Origin of the sequence: Microbacterium tenebrionis (assembly GCF_020682665.1) — a bacterium.
GTDB classification, from domain to species: Bacteria; Actinomycetota; Actinomycetes; order Actinomycetales; family Microbacteriaceae; genus Microbacterium; species Microbacterium tenebrionis.
This window is the reverse complement of record NZ_JAGTTM010000002.1, coordinates 682,975-703,675: the sequence shown is the minus strand read 5'-3', so window position 1 is coordinate 703,675 and position 20,701 is coordinate 682,975. Positions and strand designations below refer to the sequence as shown.

At 70.0% G+C, this 20,701-nt stretch carries 18 protein-coding genes; 13 read left to right on the top strand and 5 right to left on the bottom strand.

The genetic code is table 11. The annotated features are described in order from the left end of the window. Positions 1 to 9 precede the first annotated feature (9 nt). Positions 10 to 321, top strand: a complete 312-nt coding sequence (locus tag KEC56_RS08695) for a hypothetical protein (RefSeq protein ID WP_227530626.1) — start codon at positions 10 to 12, stop codon at positions 319 to 321. After that, positions 318 to 1,799, top strand: a complete 1,482-nt coding sequence (locus KEC56_RS08690) for a glycoside hydrolase family protein (protein WP_227530625.1) — start codon at positions 318 to 320, stop codon at positions 1,797 to 1,799. Before KEC56_RS08695 ends, KEC56_RS08690 begins: the two co-directional genes overlap by 4 nt. Here KEC56_RS08690 and KEC56_RS08685 read toward each other — a convergent pair. Further along, the gene (locus KEC56_RS08685) at positions 1,772 to 2,815 is read right to left on the bottom strand and encodes an ATP-dependent DNA ligase (RefSeq protein ID WP_227530624.1); all 1,044 of its coding nucleotides are present in this window, start codon (positions 2,813 to 2,815) and stop codon (positions 1,772 to 1,774) included. The two genes, KEC56_RS08690 and KEC56_RS08685, sit on opposite strands and share 28 nt — an antisense overlap. A gap of 94 nt (positions 2,816 to 2,909) precedes the next feature. Then, on the bottom strand, positions 2,910 to 4,361 hold the full coding sequence (locus KEC56_RS08680; protein ID WP_227530623.1) for a phytoene desaturase family protein: 1,452 nt from the start codon (positions 4,359 to 4,361) through the stop codon (positions 2,910 to 2,912). Positions 4,362 to 4,421: 60 nt separating this feature from the next. On the opposite strand from KEC56_RS08680, the gene KEC56_RS08675 reads away from it, so the two are divergent. Beyond that, positions 4,422 to 4,913 carry an SLC41A family transporter gene (locus tag KEC56_RS08675; RefSeq protein ID WP_227530622.1) on the top strand — a complete coding sequence of 164 codons (492 nt, stop codon included), beginning with the start codon at positions 4,422 to 4,424 and terminating at the stop codon, positions 4,911 to 4,913. Positions 4,914 to 4,917: 4 nt separating this feature from the next. Here KEC56_RS08675 and KEC56_RS08670 read toward each other — a convergent pair whose 3' ends face one another. After that, positions 4,918 to 5,583, bottom strand: coding sequence for a TetR/AcrR family transcriptional regulator (locus KEC56_RS08670; protein ID WP_227530621.1), 666 nt, complete (start codon positions 5,581 to 5,583; stop codon positions 4,918 to 4,920). 133 nt (positions 5,584 to 5,716) lie between these two features. Here KEC56_RS08670 and sucC point away from each other — a divergent pair, with 133 nt between their 5' ends. Both sucC and sucD read left to right on the top strand, forming a co-directional pair. Next, the gene (gene sucC, locus KEC56_RS08665; RefSeq protein WP_227530620.1) at positions 5,717 to 6,883 is read left to right on the top strand and encodes an ADP-forming succinate--CoA ligase subunit beta; all 1,167 of its coding nucleotides are present in this window, start codon (positions 5,717 to 5,719) and stop codon (positions 6,881 to 6,883) included. Between the two features lie 33 nt (positions 6,884 to 6,916). Beyond that, positions 6,917 to 7,819, top strand: coding sequence for a succinate--CoA ligase subunit alpha (gene sucD / locus KEC56_RS08660; RefSeq protein WP_227530619.1), 903 nt, complete (start codon positions 6,917 to 6,919; stop codon positions 7,817 to 7,819). Positions 7,820 to 7,898: 79 nt separating this feature from the next. Here the strand turns inward: sucD and KEC56_RS08655 are convergent, their stop codons facing one another. Next, positions 7,899 to 8,051, bottom strand: coding sequence for a hypothetical protein (locus KEC56_RS08655; RefSeq protein WP_227530618.1), 153 nt, complete (start codon positions 8,049 to 8,051; stop codon positions 7,899 to 7,901). A gap of 289 nt (positions 8,052 to 8,340) precedes the next feature. Continuing rightward, positions 8,341 to 9,813: an NCS2 family permease gene (locus tag KEC56_RS08650; RefSeq protein ID WP_227530617.1), complete on the bottom strand. Its 1,473-nt coding sequence runs from the start codon at positions 9,811 to 9,813 to the stop codon at positions 8,341 to 8,343. Between the two features lie 89 nt (positions 9,814 to 9,902). On the opposite strand from KEC56_RS08650, the gene KEC56_RS08645 reads away from it, so the two are divergent. The 8 genes from KEC56_RS08645 to KEC56_RS08610 all read left to right on the top strand — a co-directional run bounded on the left by KEC56_RS08645 (position 9,903) and on the right by KEC56_RS08610 (position 20,622). Then, entirely contained in the window at positions 9,903 to 11,270 is a 1,368-nt protein-coding gene (locus tag KEC56_RS08645; protein WP_227530616.1) for a cell division protein PerM, read from the top strand. A 9-nt stretch (positions 11,271 to 11,279) separates the two neighbouring features. Continuing rightward, positions 11,280 to 11,861: a phosphoribosylglycinamide formyltransferase gene (purN, locus tag KEC56_RS08640; protein WP_227530615.1), complete on the top strand. Its 582-nt coding sequence runs from the start codon at positions 11,280 to 11,282 to the stop codon at positions 11,859 to 11,861. Positions 11,862 to 11,897: 36 nt separating this feature from the next. After that, positions 11,898 to 13,508, top strand: coding sequence for a bifunctional phosphoribosylaminoimidazolecarboxamide formyltransferase/IMP cyclohydrolase (gene purH, locus KEC56_RS08635; protein ID WP_227530614.1), 1,611 nt, complete (start codon positions 11,898 to 11,900; stop codon positions 13,506 to 13,508). A gap of 192 nt (positions 13,509 to 13,700) precedes the next feature. Next, positions 13,701 to 15,239, top strand: coding sequence for a DNA-3-methyladenine glycosylase 2 family protein (locus KEC56_RS08630; RefSeq protein ID WP_227530613.1), 1,539 nt, complete (start codon positions 13,701 to 13,703; stop codon positions 15,237 to 15,239). Then, positions 15,236 to 15,754 carry a methylated-DNA--[protein]-cysteine S-methyltransferase gene (locus KEC56_RS08625; RefSeq protein ID WP_227530612.1) on the top strand — a complete coding sequence of 173 codons (519 nt, stop codon included), beginning with the start codon at positions 15,236 to 15,238 and terminating at the stop codon, positions 15,752 to 15,754. Before KEC56_RS08630 ends, KEC56_RS08625 begins: the two co-directional genes overlap by 4 nt. Positions 15,755 to 16,053: 299 nt before the next feature. Continuing rightward, positions 16,054 to 17,934, top strand: coding sequence for an ABC transporter ATP-binding protein (locus KEC56_RS08620; protein ID WP_227530611.1), 1,881 nt, complete (start codon positions 16,054 to 16,056; stop codon positions 17,932 to 17,934). Then, complete coding sequence (locus tag KEC56_RS08615; protein ID WP_227530610.1) at positions 17,931 to 19,745, top strand: ABC transporter ATP-binding protein; 1,815 nt, start codon at positions 17,931 to 17,933, stop codon at positions 19,743 to 19,745. Before KEC56_RS08620 ends, KEC56_RS08615 begins: the two co-directional genes overlap by 4 nt. 58 nt (positions 19,746 to 19,803) lie before the next feature. Beyond that, positions 19,804 to 20,622, top strand: a complete 819-nt coding sequence (locus KEC56_RS08610) for an efflux RND transporter periplasmic adaptor subunit (protein ID WP_227530609.1) — start codon at positions 19,804 to 19,806, stop codon at positions 20,620 to 20,622. The last annotated feature ends 79 nt before the right edge of the window (positions 20,623 to 20,701 follow it).

Here is a 20,701-nt window from a genome sequence, read left to right as displayed (position 1 = left end):
GATGATCCGATGACGCACAGGAGATCTCGAACATGCCGCATCGCGGCCGCAGCCATCGCCTGGGGGCTCGTCGGCGGCGGCGTGACGGTCGCGCCCGCGGCGGGGGCGGATGCTGTGCCCGTGGTGGGCACGGATCTCCTCGCCGACGCGACCAGCGGCCAGCAGCGCTGGCTGTCCGTGCCCGATTCGCGCATCGTCCTGAACCCGTTCGACTTCGACGGCTCCGGCAGCGAACTCGATCAGGCCGCGGGGTCTGCGCTCCCGCTGCACCTCGGCTACTACGCGAACGACAAGGCGCCGGAAAGACGTCCCTGTGGATGAACGGCACTCCCGGTACGAGGAACGTCGCCAGCTGGGACTCGCTGCTGGGCATGCAGCAGCTCGCCTACGTCGATCCCGAGAACGCCTGGGCATCGTTCCAAGGCATGATGGCGCTCGTCGAGGACGGGCCGGATGCCACCGAGCCGAGCGACGCGGAGTACGGCACCCGCGGTGAGCTGGGCGGTGAATCGCTGCCGTCGCGGAAGGCGCAGACCGCATGGGTGCTGTACTCCGTGACCGGCGACCGCGAGAAGCTCGCGAGCATCTATGACGATCTCGCGCTGCACGTGAACTGGGAGCGCTACAACATGCGCTGGGTCCTCGGTGAGAACAACCACTTCGACGAGCGCGACAGCGAGTTCGTGGCTTCGCTTGCCTACGACCTCACGTTCGCCGCCAAGATCGCCGACGAACTCGGACGCGTCGCCGATGTCGCCCGCTACGAGTCGGTGATCGCCGAGATCTCGGAGAGCTACTCGGACTGGTTCTTCCCGTCCGCGGCCGACGGGACGGGCAGGACATGGGACACCGTGCAGAAGGTCTACCTCGATGCCTCGCGCGCCGAGGTGCCGTTCGGGAATGACACCGAGGGCGAGCCGTTCCGCAACGAGAACGGCCAGTGGGTCCGTGCCGGATTCTCCTTCTACACCTCGACAGCGTTCGTCATGGACGAGCTGGACGAGGAGTCGATGGTCGCGGTCATGGATCGATTCCTCGACGACTATGACGAGAATGCGCAGCTGGCCGGCCTCGGCGACTTCGCGGTGAAGGCGCCGGACCTCCAGCTCATCGCCTACGGGCTGCTGGATATGGCGCCGATCGAAGGCTCGGATGAGGCGCAGCTGCGCGATCGCGCAACGGTGCTGATCAACACGATCATCCGAGACATGGTGCGCAGCGGCTGGTTCGCCGAGGTCTATTACGCCTCCGGCGATCCGGGCGATGCTGTGGGGGCGCGCGGCGTGCGCCCTTCGTTGTTCGGCATCTCGAACTACATCGACTTCGTACTGATGGCCAACGGTGTGCGCACTGACGAAGGCGATCCCACGTTCGTACGTCTGGAAGGCGCCACCGGCGGCGTCAGCGGTCTGACTCATCTCGGTGAGCCGCTGGACGTCGACATCGATGGCGACACGATCGCATTCGCCGGTGCTGCTGCCGCGGAGGGATGCGACGCGATCAGCACCGCGCCGGGACAGACGGTGACCTGGGCCAAGGACTGCCCGGATCCGGGGCATCCTGGCGATCCCGGCGGGCCGGGTGATTCGGGCGGATCGGGTGATTCGGGCGTCGTGACCGATCCCTCTGCCGACGGCTCCAGCGGATCCGGTGCCGGTTCACTCGCGACCACGGGTGCGGACGGTTCCGCCGTGGTGCCTCTGCTGCTCGTGTTCGTGCTCGTCGCCGTGGCGGGTTGCGTGCTCGTGGGGCGAGGCAGGAGGGGCGCCGGTCACTCCAGCACGTCGGCAAGGTCGTAGCCGGTGGCGGTCTCGAGCTGGTAGTAGGTGCACGATCGCGCCTCGCGATCGGGGCGCCAGCGCTCGAACTGCACGGTGTGGCGGAATCGCGCGCCCTCGAGCTGGTCGTAGCGCACCTCGAGCACGCGCTCGGGGCGCAGACGCACGAACGAGACGTCCTTCGCACCGATGAAGCGGCTCCGCTCGCCTTCCCCGGTGACGACCTCGCCCGCCTCGTCGCGTTCGATGAGGGGCGCGAGCTCGTCGACGAGCTCCTGGCGGCGCTTGTCGCTCCACGCTGCGACGCCGCCGACCTGGTGTAGACCTCCGTCGCCGTCGTAGAGCCCGACGAGCAGCGACCCGACGCCGGACCCCGACTTGTGAATGCGGTAGCCGAGCGCCACGACATCCGCGGTGCGGGCGTGCTTGATCTTGATCAGGGTGCGCTTGCCCGGAGCGTACGGCTGATCGAGCGGCTTGGCGATCACGCCGTCGAGCCCGGCGCCCTCGAACTCGTCGAGCCAGCGGACGGCCGTCGCATGGTCGGTCGTCGTGCGGGTGAGGTGCAGCGGATGCTCGGCGCCGGCGAGCAGCTCCTCAAGGCGTGCACGGCGCTGATGGAACGGCTCGGCCAGCAGCGACTCCTCGCCGAGGGCGAGCAGATCGAACGCGATGAACATCGCCGGGGTCTGCTCGGACAGCAAGGCGATGCGGGATGCCGCGGGGTGGATGCGCTGGCTCAGCGACTCCCAGTCCAGACGCTGCGCGCCAGGTTCGCCGCTCGCCACGACGATCTCGCCGTCGAGCAGGCAGGGCTCGGGGAGGATCCGCGGGAGGGCGTCGACGAGTTCGGGGAAGTACCGGGTGAGCGGCTTGGCGCCGCGCGAGCCGATCTCGACGCTCTCGCCGTCCCAGGCGATCAGACCCCGGAAGCCGTCCCACTTCGGCTCGAACAGCATCCCGCCCGCGGTCTCCGCCGGATCGGGGACCGCCGCTGCGGCCTTCGCGAGCATCGGTGCGGGGATCTCGTAGCGCATGCATCCATCCTCGCGCTCCCGCGGCCTGCGCGCGAGGGGGCGCATGTGGCGGCCATTCCTCGCGCGTGGCCGCCGTTCGCGACCCCGCGGGGTGCTATGCGAACAGGTCGGCGAGCGTGGTGGGCGTCCCGGCGTCCTCGAGCACGGTACGCGCGGCGTGCCAGCCGGCCATGCCGTTCACCCCCGGCCCCGGCGGCGTCGCCGCGGATGCCAGGTACACGCCGCGCACCGGCGTGCGCCACGGGTGCCGCGACACGACGGGGCGGCGCAGCGCCTGGGAGATCGTGAACGCGCCGCCGAGGACGTCGCCTCCGATCTCGGCGGGATTGATCGACTCGCGATCGGATGCCGGCACCGAGTGCGACGCCAGCACGAGGTCGCGGAAACCCGGTGCGAACCGCTCGACCTGGCGGGTGATGAGCTCGGTCGCATCCAGGCCCGAGCCCCGCGGCACGTGGATGTAGGCCCAGAGCACGGCCTTGCCGGCCGGGGCGCGCGAGTCGTCGAGCACGGACGGCTGCACGGCGAGCACGTACGGCCGATCGGCGACGCGCCCTGTCGCCACGGCATTCTCGCTCGCCCGCACCTCGGCGCGCGTGCCGCCGAGGTGGACCGTGGGGGCGAGCGCGATCTCGGGATTCGCCCACGGCACAGGGCCGTCCAGCGCGAAGTCGACCTTGGCCGCGGCGGGGCCGTAGCGATAGGCGCGCACGGCCCGAGCGTACGAGGACGGGATGTCGGGATGCGTGAGCGTCAGCCTCGGCGCGGTGTTCAGCAGCAGCACGTCGCCGCGCGTCGGGTCGCCCCAGTCGAGGCCTCTGAGGTCGCTGATGTGCGCACTGGTCTCGATGACGCCGCCGTGCGCGGTCAGATCGGCGATGAGCGCGTCGGCGATGCGCTGCGCGCCACCTCGCGGGTACATCCAGCCGCCCGCGTGCGCCTCGGCGGCGATGAGGAGCCCGGCCGCGGCGCCGGACAGCGAGGGCATCGGGGCCGCCGCGTGCGCGATGACGCCGGCGAGAAGCGCGCGTGCCTCGTCGGTGCGCAGCGACGCCTCCGCGAGCGGGGTGCCGTGCTCCAGCATCCGCAGCGCGTACCGGAATGCTGTCACCGGTTCCCGAGGGATGCGCAGCAGCTGGTTCCCGGTGAAGTCGACGACGCCGTCGATGCGGCGGCTCAGCGGGCGCAGCAGCGCGAGCCACGCCCGTCCGTCCCGGCCGAGACCCGATGCGGTCCGCTCGATGTCACGCCAGGCGACGGCCCCGCGGCCGCCGTCGAGCGGATGCGCGTACGAGGCATCCGGCGTGATCCAGTCGACGCGCCGCTCGATGCCGAACGCCCGGAAGAACGGTGAGGCGATCGTCGCGGGGTGCACGGCCGAGCACATGTCGTGCACGAACCCGGTGAGCGTCGACGCGGTGGTCCGCAGACCGCCGCCGGCGGTGTCGGCGGCCTCCAGCACGCGCACCTCGTACCCGGCACGCGCCAGCGAGACGGCGGCTGCGAGTCCGTTCGGTCCGCTGCCGATGATCGTCGCCCGTGCCATGCGTCCAGTCTTCCAGCACCCGCCTGCACGAGGGGTGCGGACGTGCGATCCTGTTAAGCGATGAACGAGATCCAGGGCCCGACGCCCACCGGCACGTCCCGACCGTATCGAAATCTCCCGGAGGCGCTCCGCGCGCACCGGATCGACCCGGCCAACCATGCGTTCATCACGGCGATCGTGGATGCCATCGGCATCTCGTCGTTCATCGATCGAGGCCGGTACATCGAGGCGATCCGCCGCGGCGACGGCGGGGCGCTGCACATCGGCCGCACGTACACGAACGGGTTCACCGAGGACGAGGTGGTCGTCGTGGGTTCCGCGCCGCTGCGGCTGCAGCCGAGCGAGGGCAGGGCGCCGTACTGGTACGCGGTCCACCCGAGCGAGTTCCTTCCGGTCGGCGCGCCGAAGAAGAAGGCGGCCTCCCGCACCCCGCGCACCAGTGCCGCAGCCCCGGTGAAGCCCAAGCCGAAGCCGGTCGCCGAGCGGGATTACGGCGTGTGCGACGTGTGCTTCATGGTGCGCACGCCCTCCGGCGGCTGCGGCTGCGACTGAGCGGCTACTGCTCCAGCTGCGTCTGCAGGCGCCGCGAGACCTCGGCGATCGGCATGGCGCGGGGGAAGACGGCCACGACGACCTCGTCAGCGGCATCCTGCTCGACGTCCTGGTGGACGCCGTAGCGGCGGCGGACGTCGTCGAGCGCCGACTGCAGCACCGACGCCGCGACGCGCTTCGTGCTGCGCAGCAGCTGACGCAGCACGTGGTTGTGCACGGCCGTGACGAGAGCTGCGAAGCCGACGGCGTCCAACGGGTCGATGCCCGGCAGCGACCGGCGCAGGTAGTCGTCGAAGAGGCGTTCGTAGCGGAACACCGTCACGATCTCCCGCTCGCGCAGAGCCGGCACCTGGCGGACGACCTGATAGCGGAGCCTCGCGAGATCGGGATCGTGCGCGAAGTGGTCGAACACGTGCTGGGAGGCGCGGCAGACGGCTTCCCACGGGTCCGGATGCCCCTCGGCGAGGAAGTCGCGGAGCTCTGCCAGCAGCACCTCGTGGTCCGCGAAGACGACGTCCTCCTTGCCGCCGAACTGACGGAAGAACGTCGACCGCGAGACCCCCGCCGCCTTGGCGATCTGCTCGACCGAGGTCTGGTCGAATCCCTGCGCCTGGAACAGGTCGAGCGCGGCGGCGACGACGCCGGTGCGCATTTCTGCGGACTCATGCATAGCGAGAAGCCTAACGCCGGGTGAACCGGGTGGCCGTCGGAGGCGGCGTTCAGGCGGGAGTAGTAAGCTTTGTTCCCGGTCGTTATCTCGATATCGAGAGACTTTCCGCCCGCAGCCCAGTGAAGGAAGCACAGTGGATCTGTACGAGTACCAGGCACGAGACGTTTTCGAGAAGTACGGAGTGCCGGTCCTCGCCGGCATCGTCGCGGACACCCCCGAGGAGGTGAAAGCGGCAGCCGAGAAGCTCGGCGGCGTCGTCGTCGTCAAGGCTCAGGTCAAGACCGGCGGTCGTGGCAAGGCCGGCGGCGTCAAGGTCGCCAAGACCCCCGATGAGGCATACGAGGCGGCCAAGGCGATCTTCGGCCTCGACATCAAGGGTCACGTCGTCAAGCGCGTCATGGTCGCCGCCGGTGCCCGCATCGCCGAGGAGTTCTACTTCTCCGTGCTGCTCGACCGGTCGAACCGCTCCTACCTGTCGCTGTGCAGCGTCGAGGGCGGCATGGAGATCGAAGAGCTCGCCGTCGAGCGTCCTGAGGCGCTCGCCCGCGTCGAGGTCAACCCGCTCACCGGCATCGACAAGGCGAAGGCCCTCGAGATCGCCCGTGCGGCGAAGTTCCCCGAGGACCTCGTCGAGAAGGTCTCCGATGTCTTCGTGAAGCTGTTCGAGGTCTACAAGGGCGAGGACGCCACCCTCGTCGAGGTCAACCCGCTCGTGCGCACCGAAGAGGGCGACATCATCGCGCTCGACGGCAAGGTCACGCTCGACGACAACGCCAGCGAGATCCGCCACCCCGAGCACAAAGAGTTCGAGGACGAGGACGCCGCGGACCCGCTCGAGGCCAAGGCCAAGAAGTCGGGCCTCAACTACGTCAAGCTCGACGGTCAGGTGGGCATCATCGGCAACGGCGCGGGGCTCGTCATGTCGACCCTCGACGTCGTCGCCTACGCCGGCGAGAACCACGGTGGCGTGAAGCCCGCGAACTTCCTCGACATCGGCGGCGGAGCATCCGCAGAAGTCATGGCGAACGGCCTCGACGTCATCCTCGGCGACCCGCAGGTCAAGTCGGTCTTCGTCAACGTCTTCGGCGGCATCACGGCGTGCGACGCCGTGGCCAACGGCATCAAGGGGGCGCTGGAGACGCTCGGCGACACGGCATCCAAGCCGCTCGTCGTCCGCCTCGACGGCAACCGCGTCGACGAGGGCCGCGCGATCCTCGCCGAGTACGCCCACCCGCTCGTGACTCTCGCCGCCACCATGGACGAGGGCGCCGACAAGGCCGCCGAGCTGGCGAACGCCTGACGCCAAAAGCTCTGAGAAAAGGAACAAGAAGAAATGTCGATCTTCCTGAACAAGGATTCCAAGGTCATCGTCCAGGGCATCACCGGCGGTGAGGGCACCAAGCACACCGCCCTCATGCTCAAGGCCGGCACCCAGGTCGTCGGCGGCGTCAACGCCCGCAAGGCCGGCACCACGGTCTCGCACACCGACAAGGACGGCAACCTCGTCGAGCTGCCCGTCTTCGGCACGGTCGAAGAGGCCATGAAGGAGACCGGCGCCGACGTGTCGATCGCCTTCGTCCCCGCCGCCTTCACCAAGTCCGCCATGATCGAGGCCATCGACGCCGAGATCCCGCTGCTCGTCGTCATCACCGAGGGCGTGCCGGTCGGGGACTCCGCCGAGGCATGGGCCTACGCGAAGCGCAAGGGCAACAAGACCCGCATCATCGGCCCGAACTGCCCCGGCATCATCACGCCGGATGAGTCGCTCGTCGGCATCACCCCGGCGAACATCACCGGCAAGGGCCCGATCGGACTCGTCTCCAAGTCGGGCACGCTGACCTACCAGATGATGTTCGAGCTGCGCGACCTGGGCTTCTCGACCGCCATCGGCATCGGCGGCGACCCGGTCATCGGCACCACGCACATCGACGCCCTCGCGGCGTTCGAGGCCGACCCCGAGACCAAGGCGATCGTGATGATCGGCGAGATCGGCGGCGACGCCGAGGAGCGCGCGGCCGACTACATCAAGGCGCACGTCACCAAGCCGGTCGTCGGCTACGTCGCGGGCTTCACCGCTCCCGAGGGCAAGACCATGGGCCACGCCGGCGCCATCGTCTCCGGCTCGGCCGGCACCGCCCAGGCGAAGAAGGAGGCCCTCGAGGCCGCCGGCGTCAAGGTCGGGAAGACCCCGTCCGAGACCGCCGACCTCATGCGCGCGATTGTGGAAGGCCTCTGATCGCGAAGCGATCGCGCACTGGCTCCTGAGCAAGGAGCGCAGCGACGCGTCGAAGGACGTCGAGACGCTCTGATCTGAGCTACGCTTGACCTGAAGGCCCCGGGCTCCACCCCGGGGCCTTCACTCGTTCCTGCACCCAGTCGTGCAGGGCGTCGGGGCGGTTCGTGATGATGCCGTCCACGCCCATGGCGGTGAGTTCCTCCCACTGCGCACGGTCATCCTGCGTCCACACGAAGACCCCCGGGGTCCGGCCCGATGGGCGAGCGCGACGCCTCGTGCGGTCGCGGCGCGCGGGTTCACGGCGTGTGCACCGAGCGATGCCGCCGTAGCGATGGTGGACGCATTCAGGTCGTCGGTCGTCCGGTCGAGCGTGCGGTCGTGGCCGCCCAGGCAACGACGCCTGCGGATGCTGCGGCCCACAGGCGTCGTCGGCGACGGCTCATGCTCTGCATCCTGGCAGAGCATCACCCTGGCGTCGAAACTCTTTCGTTTTTCTGCGGGCCTGCGCGCCCGTACCGCGGTCAGGCGACGCCGAACGCAGCTTCGATGGGCCCTCGGGCGAAGAACAGGACGAAGCCGGCGGCGACGATCCACAGCAGCGGGTGGACGGCCTTGGCCTTGCCCGCGACCGCCTGCACGAGCACCCAGCTCACGAAGCCCGCGCCGATGCCGTTGGCGATCGAGTAGGTGAACGGCATGACGGTGACGGTGAGGAACACCGGCAGCAGCACACCGAAGTCGGTCAGATCGATGTGCTTGATCTGCGCCATCATCATCGCGCCCACGATCACGAGGGCCGCCGCGGCGATCTCGGTCGGGACGATCGAGGTCAGCGGCGTCAGGAACATCGCCAGGAGGAACATCACGCCGGTGACGACATTGGCCAGGCCCGTCCTCGCGCCTTCGCCGATGCCTGCGCCCGACTCGATGAACACCGTGCTCGAGGATGACGACGTCGAACCTCCGGCGATGGCACCGATGCCCTCGACGATCAGCGCCGACTTGATGCGGGGGAAGTCGCCCTTCTCGTCGGCGAGCCCGGCTTCCTTGGCGAGCCCTGTCATGGTGCCCATGGCGTCGAAGAAGTTCGAGAAGACGAGGGTGAACACGATCATGATGAGCGCGACGACGCTGACCTTGCCGAAGTCGAACCCGAAGTCCACGGCGCCGACGAGGCTCAGATCGGGCAGACTCACCGGCGTGCCGGTCAGCGCGGGGACGGTCAGGCTCCAGCCGCCGGCGTTGAACGTGCCGTCATCGGCGAACTGCGGCCCGAAGTGCCAGATCGCCTCGGCGATCACGGCCAGCACGGTGCCGGTCACGAGACCGATGAGGAGGCCGCCCTTGACCTTGCGGGCGACGAGGATGCCGGTGACGATCAGCGTCACGACGAACAGCAGGGTCGGCACGGTCGCGACGGATCCGTCCAGACCGAGGCCGACGGGCGGGGACGCGCTGCCGGTGGTCGTGACGAAGCCGGAGTTCACGAAGCCGATGAACGCGATGAACAGGCCGATGCCGACCGTGATCGCGATCTTCAGCTGGAACGGCACGGCGTCGAAGATCATCTTCCGCAGGCCGGTCGCGGCCAGCAGCACGATCACGGCGCCGTTGATCATCACGAGCGCCATCGCCTCGGCCCAGGTGACCTGGCCGACGACGGAGAAGGCGAGGAACGCGTTGATGCCCAGGCCCGCGGCGAAGGCGAACGGCAACCGGGTGATCAGGCCGAACAGGATCGTCATCACACCGGCCGTCAGCGCCGTCGCGGCTCCGACCGCGGGGAAGCTCAGGGTGTTGCCGTCGACGTCGGCAGCGCCGGTGAGGATGATCGGGTTGAGGATCACGATGTAGGCCATCGTGACGAAGGTGACGATGCCGCCACGGACTTCGGAGCCGATCGTCGAGCCGCGGCGGGTGATCTCGAAGAAGCGGTCGAGCGCGTTCTTCGGTTCGACGGTCTGATCGGGAGCGGACGAGGGGGCAGTTGTCATCGGGAACCTCCTCGGGAACGATATCGTGTCCGCGCCCTCGCGCGCGCCCACGCGGGACCGTCAGGTTCTCGTCGTAGTCTCGTTGAGACATGCAACGCCTCCTCGTCGCGATCCTCGCCGCGGTCGACGCTGCCATCGCGGCGGCCGTCGGCCTCGCCGTGCTGCTCGCACCTCTCACCCTGCTGTGGACGCTCGCGTTCGGCGCGACGACCGACTGGGGAGGCCTGTGGCCGGCCGTGGGGACCCTCTGGCAGTTCGGCCACGGGGTTCCGATCGAGATCGCTCTGCCGGACGACGTGGTCTCGGCTGTCGGCATCGCGCCGGATGCCGCGCGCTTCGCCCTCTCGGTCACACCGCTGGCGTTCCTCGTCTTCACCCTCCTGTTCGCCGGGCGCTCCGGCATCCGCGCCGCGCGATCCGGTGCCTGGGGCCTGGGCGTCGCCTTCGGCACCCTCGCGTTCGCAGTGATCGCCGCCGCCGTCGCGTTGACGGCGCGCAGCGAGATCGCGAGCGTGCCGCTGTGGTCGGCGATCCTGCTGCCGACGGCGGTGTACGGGATCGGCGCGATCGCCGGGGCGGTGAGCCACGCCTGGCGCGAGGGGGGCGGCGGTCTCATCGACCGCATCCACGACCGCGTGGACGGCTGGGGCTCGTGGAGCGTCGTCCCCGGCGAGGTGGTGCGCGGCACGGCTGTCGTGGTCGTCGCGCTCGCGGCTGTCGCCGGGCTCGCCGTGGCGCTCATGGTCGCGCTGCGCGGCGGCGAGATGGTGGCGCTGTTCGAGGCGGCGCGGGTGGATGCCACCGGTGCGGCCGTCCTGACGCTCGGGCACCTCGCCTACCTGCCGACGCTGCTGGTGTGGGCGCTCGCGTGGATCGCCGGCCCCGGCTTCGCCGTCGGCTCCGGAACGGCGGTGTCGCCGGCCGGAACCGAGCTCGGCGTCGTCCCCGGCATCCCGATCCTCGGCCTCCTGCCTGAGAACAGCTCGATCTGGATGCTGATCGTCATCCTCCTCCCCGTCGGCGCGGGCGCGTTCGCCGGATGGGTGGTCCGGTCGCGGCTCGTCTGGCAGGGCTCTGCGACCGAGCCGGCTGTGCGCGCCGGGATCGCGGGCGGCATCGCCCTCGCGAGCGCCGGGGTCATCGCTCTGGCCGCGGTGCTGGCCTCCGGGTCGATCGGCCCCGGGCGCATGGCGCACCTCGGACCGCATCCCGGCTGGACCGCGCTCGCCGTCGGCGCCGAAGTCCTCGTGGGCGGGGCGATCATGCTGCTCGCCCCGCGGCACCGCGACGAGCTCGCCGAGGAGCGCACGGACCGCTGGGTCGCCGAGATGGGATCCTCGCCGACGGTGGATCCGGCCCCGCGCCCCACGGCGGTCGAGGAGCTGTCGGAGGGCGACACCCAGCCCCTCGACGACCACGGCTTCTTCGGGCACGGGAGCACTCCGGCGCCCCGCTAGACTGGCCGGGTGCTCACGGTCGCCGTCCTCATCTCCGGCACCGGCTCCAACCTCCGTGCCCTCCTCGAAGCCGCTCGTCACCCCGACTTCCCCGCGCGGATCGTCGCGGTCGGTGCCGATCGCGACGCCGAGGGGCTCGCGCACGCCGCGGACTTCGGCATCCCGAGCTTCACGGTGCCGTACCGGTCGTTCGAGAGCCGCGACGCGTGGGGCGAGGCGCTCGGCGATCGCCTGGACGAGCACCGGCCCGACCTCGTCGTGCTCAGCGGACTGATGCGCCTGCTACCCGCCTCGCTCGTCGCCCGCTATGCGCCGCGCATCATCAACACGCACCCCGCGTACCTTCCGGAGTTCCCCGGTGCGCACGGTGTGCGCGACGCGCTCGCCGCTGGCGTCGCGCAGACCGGGGCGAGCGTCATCGTGGTCGACGACGGCGTCGATTCCGGTCCTATCCTCGCCCAGGAGCGTATCCCCGTGCAGCAGGGAGACACCGAGGAGACCCTGCACGAGCGCATCAAGCCCGTCGAACGGCGCCTGCTCATCGACGTCGTGCGCCGGATCGCCACCGGCGACCTCGCGCTCACCCACTGACCGAACCCGTACGCCCCTGCACGAAGGAGATCATCCATGGCCGGCCCGAGCCGCGACAAGTCCCTGTACCGCGACCGCGACATCGTCCCGATCAAGCGGGCGCTCGTCTCGGTCAGCGACAAGACCGATCTGCTCGTGCTCGCGGCGGCCCTCGCCGACGCCGGCGTCGAGATCGTCTCCACCGGTTCGACGGCCGCGACCATCCGCGAGGCCGGATACGACGTCACCGACGTGGCCGCGGTGACCGGTGTCGCCGAGATGCTCGACGGCCGCGTGAAGACCCTGCACCCCAGCATCCACGGCGGCCTGCTCGCCGACCTGCGCCTCGAGGACCACGAGCGCCAGCTTGCCGAACTCGGCATCTCGCCGTTCGAGCTCGTGGTCGTGAACCTCTACCCGTTCGTCGAGACCGTGCAGTCCGGCGCGACCGGCGACGACGTCGTGGAGCAGATCGACATCGGCGGCCCTGCCATGGTGCGCGCCTCGGCGAAGAACCACGCCAACGTCGCGATCGTCGTCTCGCCCGAGTCGTACCCGGCCATCATCGAGTCGATCCAGTCCGGCGGAACGACGCTCACGCAGCGCCGCGAGCTCGCGGCCCGCGCCTTCGCGCACACCTCCTCGTACGACACGGCGGTCGCCGCATGGTTCGCGGAGGGCACCCTCAACGAGGGCGGCGAGGAGCTGCCCGAGCACCTGACGATCAAGGCCGAGCGCCTGGCGACGCTCCGCTACGGCGAGAACTCCCATCAGCGCGGGGCGATCTACACCCGCGTCGGCGGCCACGGCATCGCCCAGGCCGTGCAGCTGCAGGGCAAGGAGATGTCGTACAACAACTACGTCGACGCGGATGCCGCCCTGCGCGCCGCCTTCGACATGATCCTGCCCGCCGTCGCGATCGTGAAGCACGCCAACCCGTGCGGCATCGCGACCACGGCGCCCAACGCCCTCGACCCGATCGCCAGCGCGCACCTGCGCGCACACGAGTGCGACCCGGTATCCGCCTACGGCGGCGTCATCGCCACCAACGGCACGGTGACTCTGAAGATGGCCGAGAACCTCAAGGACATCTTCACCGAGGTCATCGTCGCCCCGTCCTTCGAACCGGCGGCCCTCGAGGTCTTCAAGGCGAAGAAGAACCTGCGGCTGCTGCAGCTGCCCGACGACTGGCAGCAGGAGCGCATGGACGTGCGCCTGGTCTCCGGTGGCCTGCTGCTGCAGGACGCCGATCGCTTCCCCGACGACATCCAGTCGGTCGCCAAGGACTGGCAGCTCGTCACGGGCGAGCAGCCGGACGAGGCCGAGATGGAGAACATGATCTTCGCGTGGAAGGCGTGCCGCGCCGTGAAGTCCAACGCGATCGTGCTCGCCAAGGGCAACGCCACGGTCGGTATCGGCATGGGCCAGGTCAACCGCGTCGACTCCTGCCGCCTCGCGGTGGAGCGGGCGGGGGACCGTGCCGCGGGGTCGGTCGCGGCATCCGATGCCTTCTTCCCGTTCGCCGACGGCCCGCAGGTGCTGCTGGACGCCGGCATCTCGACGATCATCCAGCCCGGCGGCTCGGTGCGCGACGACGAGGTCATCGCGGCTGCGAAGGCTGCCGGAGCGACGATGTTCTTCACCGGGGAGCGTCACTTCTTCCACTGATCCCCGTCTGCCTCCCGCCCCCGACAGGCCCCGTCTTACCCCCGACAGACCCCGTCCTGTCTACGAGACCCCGTCGTATCCACGTCGATACGGCGGGGTCTCGTCGCTGGGGAGAGGTCTGTGCGGGGATGGCGCAACTGCCGTGTCCGATTTCCGCGCGCCTGCGGGTTTCGGACGTGTCAGAGTGGAGGCATGAGCTTCCCGATCATGTCGTTCGACGAGCGGTACCGCGCGATCGACGCGCGCGACACCCGCTTCGACGGGCAGTTCGTGACGGCCGTGCACTCCACGGGGATCTACTGTCGGCCCTCGTGCCCCGCCCGCACGCCCAAGCGCGAGAACGTCAGCTTCTATCCGACGAGCGCTGCGGCGCACGAGGCGGGGTTCCGCGCGTGCAAGCGGTGCCTGCCCGAGGCGGCACCCGGGTCTCCTGCCTGGGACGTGCGGGGGGATGCCGCCGCTCGCGCCATGCGGCTCATCGCCGATGGCGTGGTCGAGCGGGAGGGCGTATCGGGCCTTGCCGCACGCCTCGGGTATTCCAGCCGTCACCTCACGCGGCTGCTGACCGCCGAGCTCGGCGCCGGCCCCCTGGCGCTCGCCCGCGCGCACCGCGCCCACAACGCGCGGATGCTGCTCGTGGGCACCGACCTGCCGATCGCGGACATCGCGTTCTCGGCGGGCTTCGCGAGCATCCGCCAGGCGGGCGACACGATCCGCGAGGTGTTCGGCTTGACACCCACCGAGTTGCGGGCCAAGCGGCGCCAGCCTCTCGGCGCAGGCGCCGCCGCCGCGCTGGTCTCGGGCGAGATCGATCTGCTGCTTCCGCATCGCGAGCCGATGGACGCCGCCGGCATCTTCGCGTGGATGGCGGTCCGCGCGGTTCCGGGCGTCGAGGTCGCCACCGCTGACTCCTTCTCCCGCCACCTGCGGATGCCCGGCGGGCCGGCGTGGTTCGAGGTCCGCCAGGATGCCACCGGCACGCTCCGCCTCCGCGCCCGCGTGACCCACCTCGGCGATCTCGCCCCTCTCGTGGCCACGGCGCGCCGCATCTTCGACTTGGACGCCGACCCCGTCGCGGTCGACGCCGCCCTCTCGGAGCATCCGCTTCTCGCGCCCCTCGTCGGCCGGATCCCCGGCATCCGCGTCCCCGGCGCCGCAGACCCGCACGAGATGCTCATCCGCGCCATGATCGGCCAGCAGATCACGGTCGCGGCCGCCCGTACCGCTCTGACCGCGCTCACCGTCGCGCTGGGTGAGGAGGCTCCGGACGGCGGCCTGCTGTTCCCGGCGATGACGGCCATCGCCGAACGCGGCGCCGAGGTGCTGCGCGGACCCGCCGCACGGATCAGAGCCGTCACCGGGGCTGCGGCCGCGCTCGCCGACGGCACGCTGGCGCTCACGGTCGGCGACGACAGCGGGGCCCAGCGCGCGGCTCTGCTGGCGATGCCGGGAATCGGGCCGTGGACGGCCGACTACGTGCGGATGCGGGTTCTCGGCGACCCCGACATCATCCTCCCCGGCGACGTCGCGATCCGGTCGGGGGCCGCGGCCGCCGGCATCCCCTCGGAACCGGCAGCGCTCACCGCATGGGCCGAGCGCACGGCGCCGTGGCGCAGCTACCTGAGCGCCCACCTCTGGGCGGCCATGCCACCCCGCACGACGAAACGAAGCACGACGAAACGAAGCACGGCGAAACGCACCACGAAGACCGCACACAAGGAGCTCTCATGACCGCTCTCATCCAGACCATCGACACCGCTGACGGCCCGTTCACGATCCTCGCCGACGTCTCGCCCGACACCGGCGAACAGCGCGTGCTCTCCTCGGGCTGGACGGCCGACCGCGACGAGATCGTCGCCCGCCTGGCCGAGAAGAACCGCCCGGCCGAGATCCGGGACGGCGAGGCGGATGCCGCCGTCGCCGTCCGCGCGTACTACGACGGCGACATCGCCGCGATCGACACCGTCGCCGTGCACCAGTTCGGCACCGACATGCAGCGCACCGGCTGGGCTGCGCTGCGACGGATCGCGCCGGGGGAGCCTCTGACCTACACGGAGTTCGCCGTGGAACTCGGCAATCCGGGCGCGGTGCGGGCCGCGGCATCCGTCTGCGCCCGCAACGCACCGGCCCTGTTCGTCCCCTGCCACCGGGTGCTGCGCGGCGACGGCTCCATGGGCGGATTCGCCTGGGGCGTCGATGTGAAGGAGTCGCTGCTCGCGCGCGAGCGCGCGCTCGCCTCGGCCTGAACCGAGACGCTCGATTTCGAGCGGGGTGCGAACAAATCCGGGAACAACGCTTGCCTCCAGCCGGTTCACAGGAATAGGCTGGAGGGCTGTCGCGCCGACCGGTGCGGAGCTTCGAGCCTGAGGGAGACATCATGATTTCGATCGCTGTCGCGCAGATCGCCACTCCCGGCTCGATCACTCGTGGTCGCACGATGCGGCTTCCGCGCGGCTGATCAGCCGCCCGCTCACCGCATCCCGGGCGCAGTGCTCCCGCCGCCCGTCACACGCTCCCGTTCCGTTCCGCACCTCGTCTGAGAGTCATGTCTTCCTCGTCGTCATCGTCTGCACGTTCGTCCTCGCTGTCCACCCCCCGAGCGCTCTGGCGCCTCGCACCGTTCGTCAAGCCCGTCGTCTGGCGATTCGTCGGAGGTGCTGCGAGTGCTCTCGCCGCCGCCGTCATCGCCCTGATGGTCCCCATCGTCCTCGAGCAGATCGTCCGCGGTCTCGACACGTCCGCGAGCATCGCGATCATCGTCGGCGGTGCCGCCATCGTGCTCGCGCTCGGCATCGGCGAGGCGGCCATGGTGTGGCTGCGGCGCTGGTTCATCCTCAAGCCCTCGACCGAGGTCGAGTACCGGATGCGCACGCAGCTGTACGCACGTCTGCAGACGCTGCCGGTCGCGTTCCACGACCGCTGGCAGTCCGGGCAGCTGCTGAGCCGCATGATGCAGGACATCGGCCTCATCCGCCGGTGGCTGGCCTTCGGCCTCATCCTGCTCGTCGTCAACGTCTTGACGATCATCATCGGCTCGGTGCTGCTGTTCCGCTGGCACTGGCTGCTCGGCACGATCTTCATCGTCACCGCCATCCCGCTGTGGATCCAGGGCTACCTGTTCGAGAAGCGCTACGGCATCCTCGCCCGGCAGAGCCAGGATCAGGCGGGCGACCTCGCGACCAGCGTCGAGGAGAGCGTGCACGGCATCCGCGTGCTCAAGGCCTTCGGCCGCGGCAAGCACGCGCTGACCCGCTTCAGCAAGCAGGCCGAGTCGTTGCGCTCGACGGAGCTGAGCAAGGCGCGCGCGATCGGGTCGATCTGGTTCTGGCTCGATCTCATGCCGCAGATCGCGTTCGGTCTGAGCCTGCTCTCGGGCATCTGGCTCATCGCGCAGGGCGCGATCGAGCTGCCGGAGCTGTTCGCCTTCTTCGCGATGGCGACGGTGCTGCGCTGGCCGATCGAGTCGATCGGGTTCCTGTTCTCGTTCATGCTGGATGCCCGCACCGCGACCGACCGCGTGTTCGAGATCTTCTCCGAGACGAACACGATCACCGACCCGGAGCACCCGGTCACGATCGCGGAGCCGCGCGGCGAGCTCGCCTTCGAGGGCGCGCACTTCCGGTATCAGGATGCCGGTGCCGCCGAGCGCGACCTGCTCGACGGCATCGATCTCGTGCTGCGCCCCGGTGAGACCATGGCACTGGTCGGGCTCACCGGCAGCGGCAAGACGACGCTCACCACCCTGCCCACGCGCCTCTACGACGTCACCGGTGGACGTGTGACGCTCGACGGCGTCGATGTGCGAGACCTCTCGCTCGTCGAGCTGCGCCGGCACATCGCGATGGCGTTCGAGGACGCGACGCTCTTCTCGGCATCCGTCCGCGAGAACGTGCTCCTCGGGCGTGCGGAGCTCGACATCCACAGCGAGGAGGGCGAGCGCGTCCTGCGCGAGGCGCTCGACGTCGCCCAGGCCGGGTTCGTCGACCAACTGCCCGACGGCGTGGAGACCGTGATCGGGGAAGAGGGGTTGAGCCTGTCCGGTGGGCAGCGCCAGCGCCTCGCCCTCGCCCGCGCGGTCGCCGCGCAGCCGAAGGTGCTCGTGCTCGACGACCCGCTCTCGGCCCTCGACGTCGACACCGAGGCCCTGGTCGAAGAGGCCCTGCGGCACGTGCTCGCCGACACCACGGCGATGATCGTGGCGCACCGCCCGTCGACCGTGGCACTCGCCGACCGGGTCGCGCTGCTCGAGAGCGGACGGATCACCGCGGTCGGCACCCACTCCGAGCTGCTGCGGACGAGCACCCACTACCGGCACGTCATCTCCAGCCTCGAGGCGGAGGAGGCGGCCCGCACCGGGGCGATCCCGGTCATCACCGACCAGGATCTCGAGGATACGCACACCGAGGAAGAGGAGGTGCAGGCATGAGCGCGGCACTCACCGGAACGAAGGGCGAAGACCGCTCGAACTACACCCTCGAGGAGAGCAGGGCGATCCGCCAGCGCTCGCTGCGCCTGCTCGGCTCACTCGTCTCGCCGCTGAAGGCGCAGATCGTGCTCGCCGCGATCGTACTCGTCGTCTCGACGGCGCTGCAGGTCGCAGGTCCCATCCTCATCAGCATCGGACTCGACAAGGCACTGCCGCAGGTTCTCGACCACGCGAACTGGATGCCGGCGTTCCTCGTCGGCTTCACCTACCTGTTCGCCGGCGCTGCGGCCGCCGCCCTCATCGGCTGGTACGTCGTGGTCGCCGCGCGCATCACCCAGGCGGTGCTGATCGATCTGCGCAAGCGGATCTTCCTGCACACGCAGCGGCTGAGCCTCGAGTTCCACGAGACGTACACGTCGGGCCGCATCATCTCGCGCCAGACGAGCGACCTCGACTCGATCCGAGAGCTCCTGGACGGAGGCTTGAACAACCTCGTCTCGGGTGTGCTGTTCGGGGCGTTCACGTTCATCGCGCTGATCGTGTGGGACTGGCAGTCGGGCGTGATCCTGCTTCTCGCCGGCATCCCGCTGTTCCTGCTCATGCGCTGGTTCTACTCGCGCTCGCAGGTGATCTTCCGCGAGTCTCGAGTCATCAGCGCCAAGGTCATCGTGCAGTTCGTCGAGACCATGACCGGCATCCGTGCCGTGAAAGCGTTCCGCAAGGAGCCGCGCAACGACGTCGCCTTCCAGAAGGTCGCCGGCGAGTACCGCGACGTCAACCGCCGATCGATGCTCCTGTTCGGCACGTTCGAGCCGGGTCTCATGGCGGTCGCCGCCCTCACGCTCGGCCTGGTCGTGCTGTGGGGCGGCATCCGCGTCGCCGACGGCGCGCTCACGGTCGGCGTGCTGCTGTCGGCCGTCCTGTACGTGCGCAACTTCTTCGCGCCCATGCAGGAGATCGCGATGTTCCTGAACTCGTACCAGTCGGCCACGGCCGCGCTTGAGAAGGTGTCGGGAGTGCTCGAGGAGCAGCCGACGGTTCCGGACCCCGACGAGCCGGTCGATCTGTGGGAATCGCGCGGTCACGTGCGGTTCGAGGAGGTCACGTTCGGGTATTCGGGGGAGAAGACGATCCTGCCGAACTTCTCGCTCGACATCGCGGCGGGGCAGACGATCGCACTGGTGGGCACGACGGGCGCCGGCAAGTCGACGCTCGCGAAGCTCATCTCGCGGTTCTACGACCCGACGCTGGGACGCGTCACGCTCGACGGTGTCGACCTGCGGTCGCTGCATCCGAAGGATCTGCGCCGTGCGATCGTCATGGTCACGCAGGAGGCGTACCTCTTCAGCGGAACGGTCGCCGACAACATCGCGCTCGGGAAGCCCGATGCCACGCTCGACGAGATCCGGGACGCTGCTCGCGCGGTCGGGGCGGACGAGTTCATCTCGGCGCTGCCGGACGGTTACAACTCCGACGTGAACAAGCGCGGCGGCCGCGTCTCGGCGGGCCAGCGTCAGCTGATCTCGTTCGCACGCGCGTTCCTCGCAGACCCTGCGGTGCTCATCCTCGACGAGGCGACCGCGTCGCTCGACATCCCGTCGGAGCGGCTCATCCAGGACGCGCTGCAGACTCTGCTCAAGGACCGCACGGCGATCATCATCGCCCACCGCCTGTCCACGGTCGCGATCGCCGACCGGGTGCTGGTGATGGAGCACGGCGAGATCATCGAGGACGACGCCCCTGCCGCGCTCATCGGCGGTACGGGCAAGTTCGCGCAGCTGCACGCGGCCTGGCAGGAGACGCTGGTCTGACGACGGTCGCTCGGGGGACGCAGGGATGCCCTCCCCGAGCGACCGTTACGATCGAAGCGTGGATCCGTTATGGATGCTGGCCGCTGAATGGTGGTGGATCGCCCCGACCGCGGTCGGCGCAGGCGCCGTCACCGCCGTCGGCGTGCGGCGCGGCCAGAAGCGCAGCGGACGCCGGCTGGCTCTGGATGCTGCACGCCGCGACCTCCGCGACGCGCAGCGCGAGATCGGCGAGCGACGTCGCGGCGTGAAGGTCGCGCGGGCAGAGCACGCCCGGCTGGTCGCCGAGCGCACGGCATCCCGGGCGTCGACCGCTGATGTGGCAAGCGCACGGCGCGCCCTGAGGCAGGCGGAGCACGACGCGAAGGCGGCGCACGCCGACGTGCGCGCCCGCCGGATCCGCGTCGGTGTGGAGCAGGCGCAGGTGCCGTCGGCATCCCGGACCGACCGGTATCCGCTCGCGCGCCTGAACGGCGCGCATGACGCGGTGATCGCGCGCTGGATGGACTACGAGACGGATGCCGCGAAGCTGATCGCGTACCCTGCGATGAGTGACGGCAAGGAACCGGCGATGGCGGCCTTCCTCGCCGCCGCATCCCGTGCCCGAGACCTGCGACCGTCATCGCCGTCGGGAGTGACGCCCGCCGAGTTCTCCGCCTACCGGGATGCGGTCGCGGATCTCGAGCGGACCTTCGACGTCGCCGAGCACACCGCGAAGGCCCGCGCGGCCGGCCGCGACCCGGATGCGGCGACGGCATGGCCCGGCAGCGCTCACGAGATGCTCAGCCGATCGGCCGAGGCGCTCGACAAAGCGGCAGGAGCCGCAGCCGCTGCGCTCGCGGCGTGGACCTCGCGCCGCAGGCCCAAGCGCGACGAGTGACCAGGACGGACGCTCCCCGCCGGGGCGCCCTGAGGGCGACGAGGCCTCGGTGGGGGAGGGGATCCGAGACCCCGCCGCC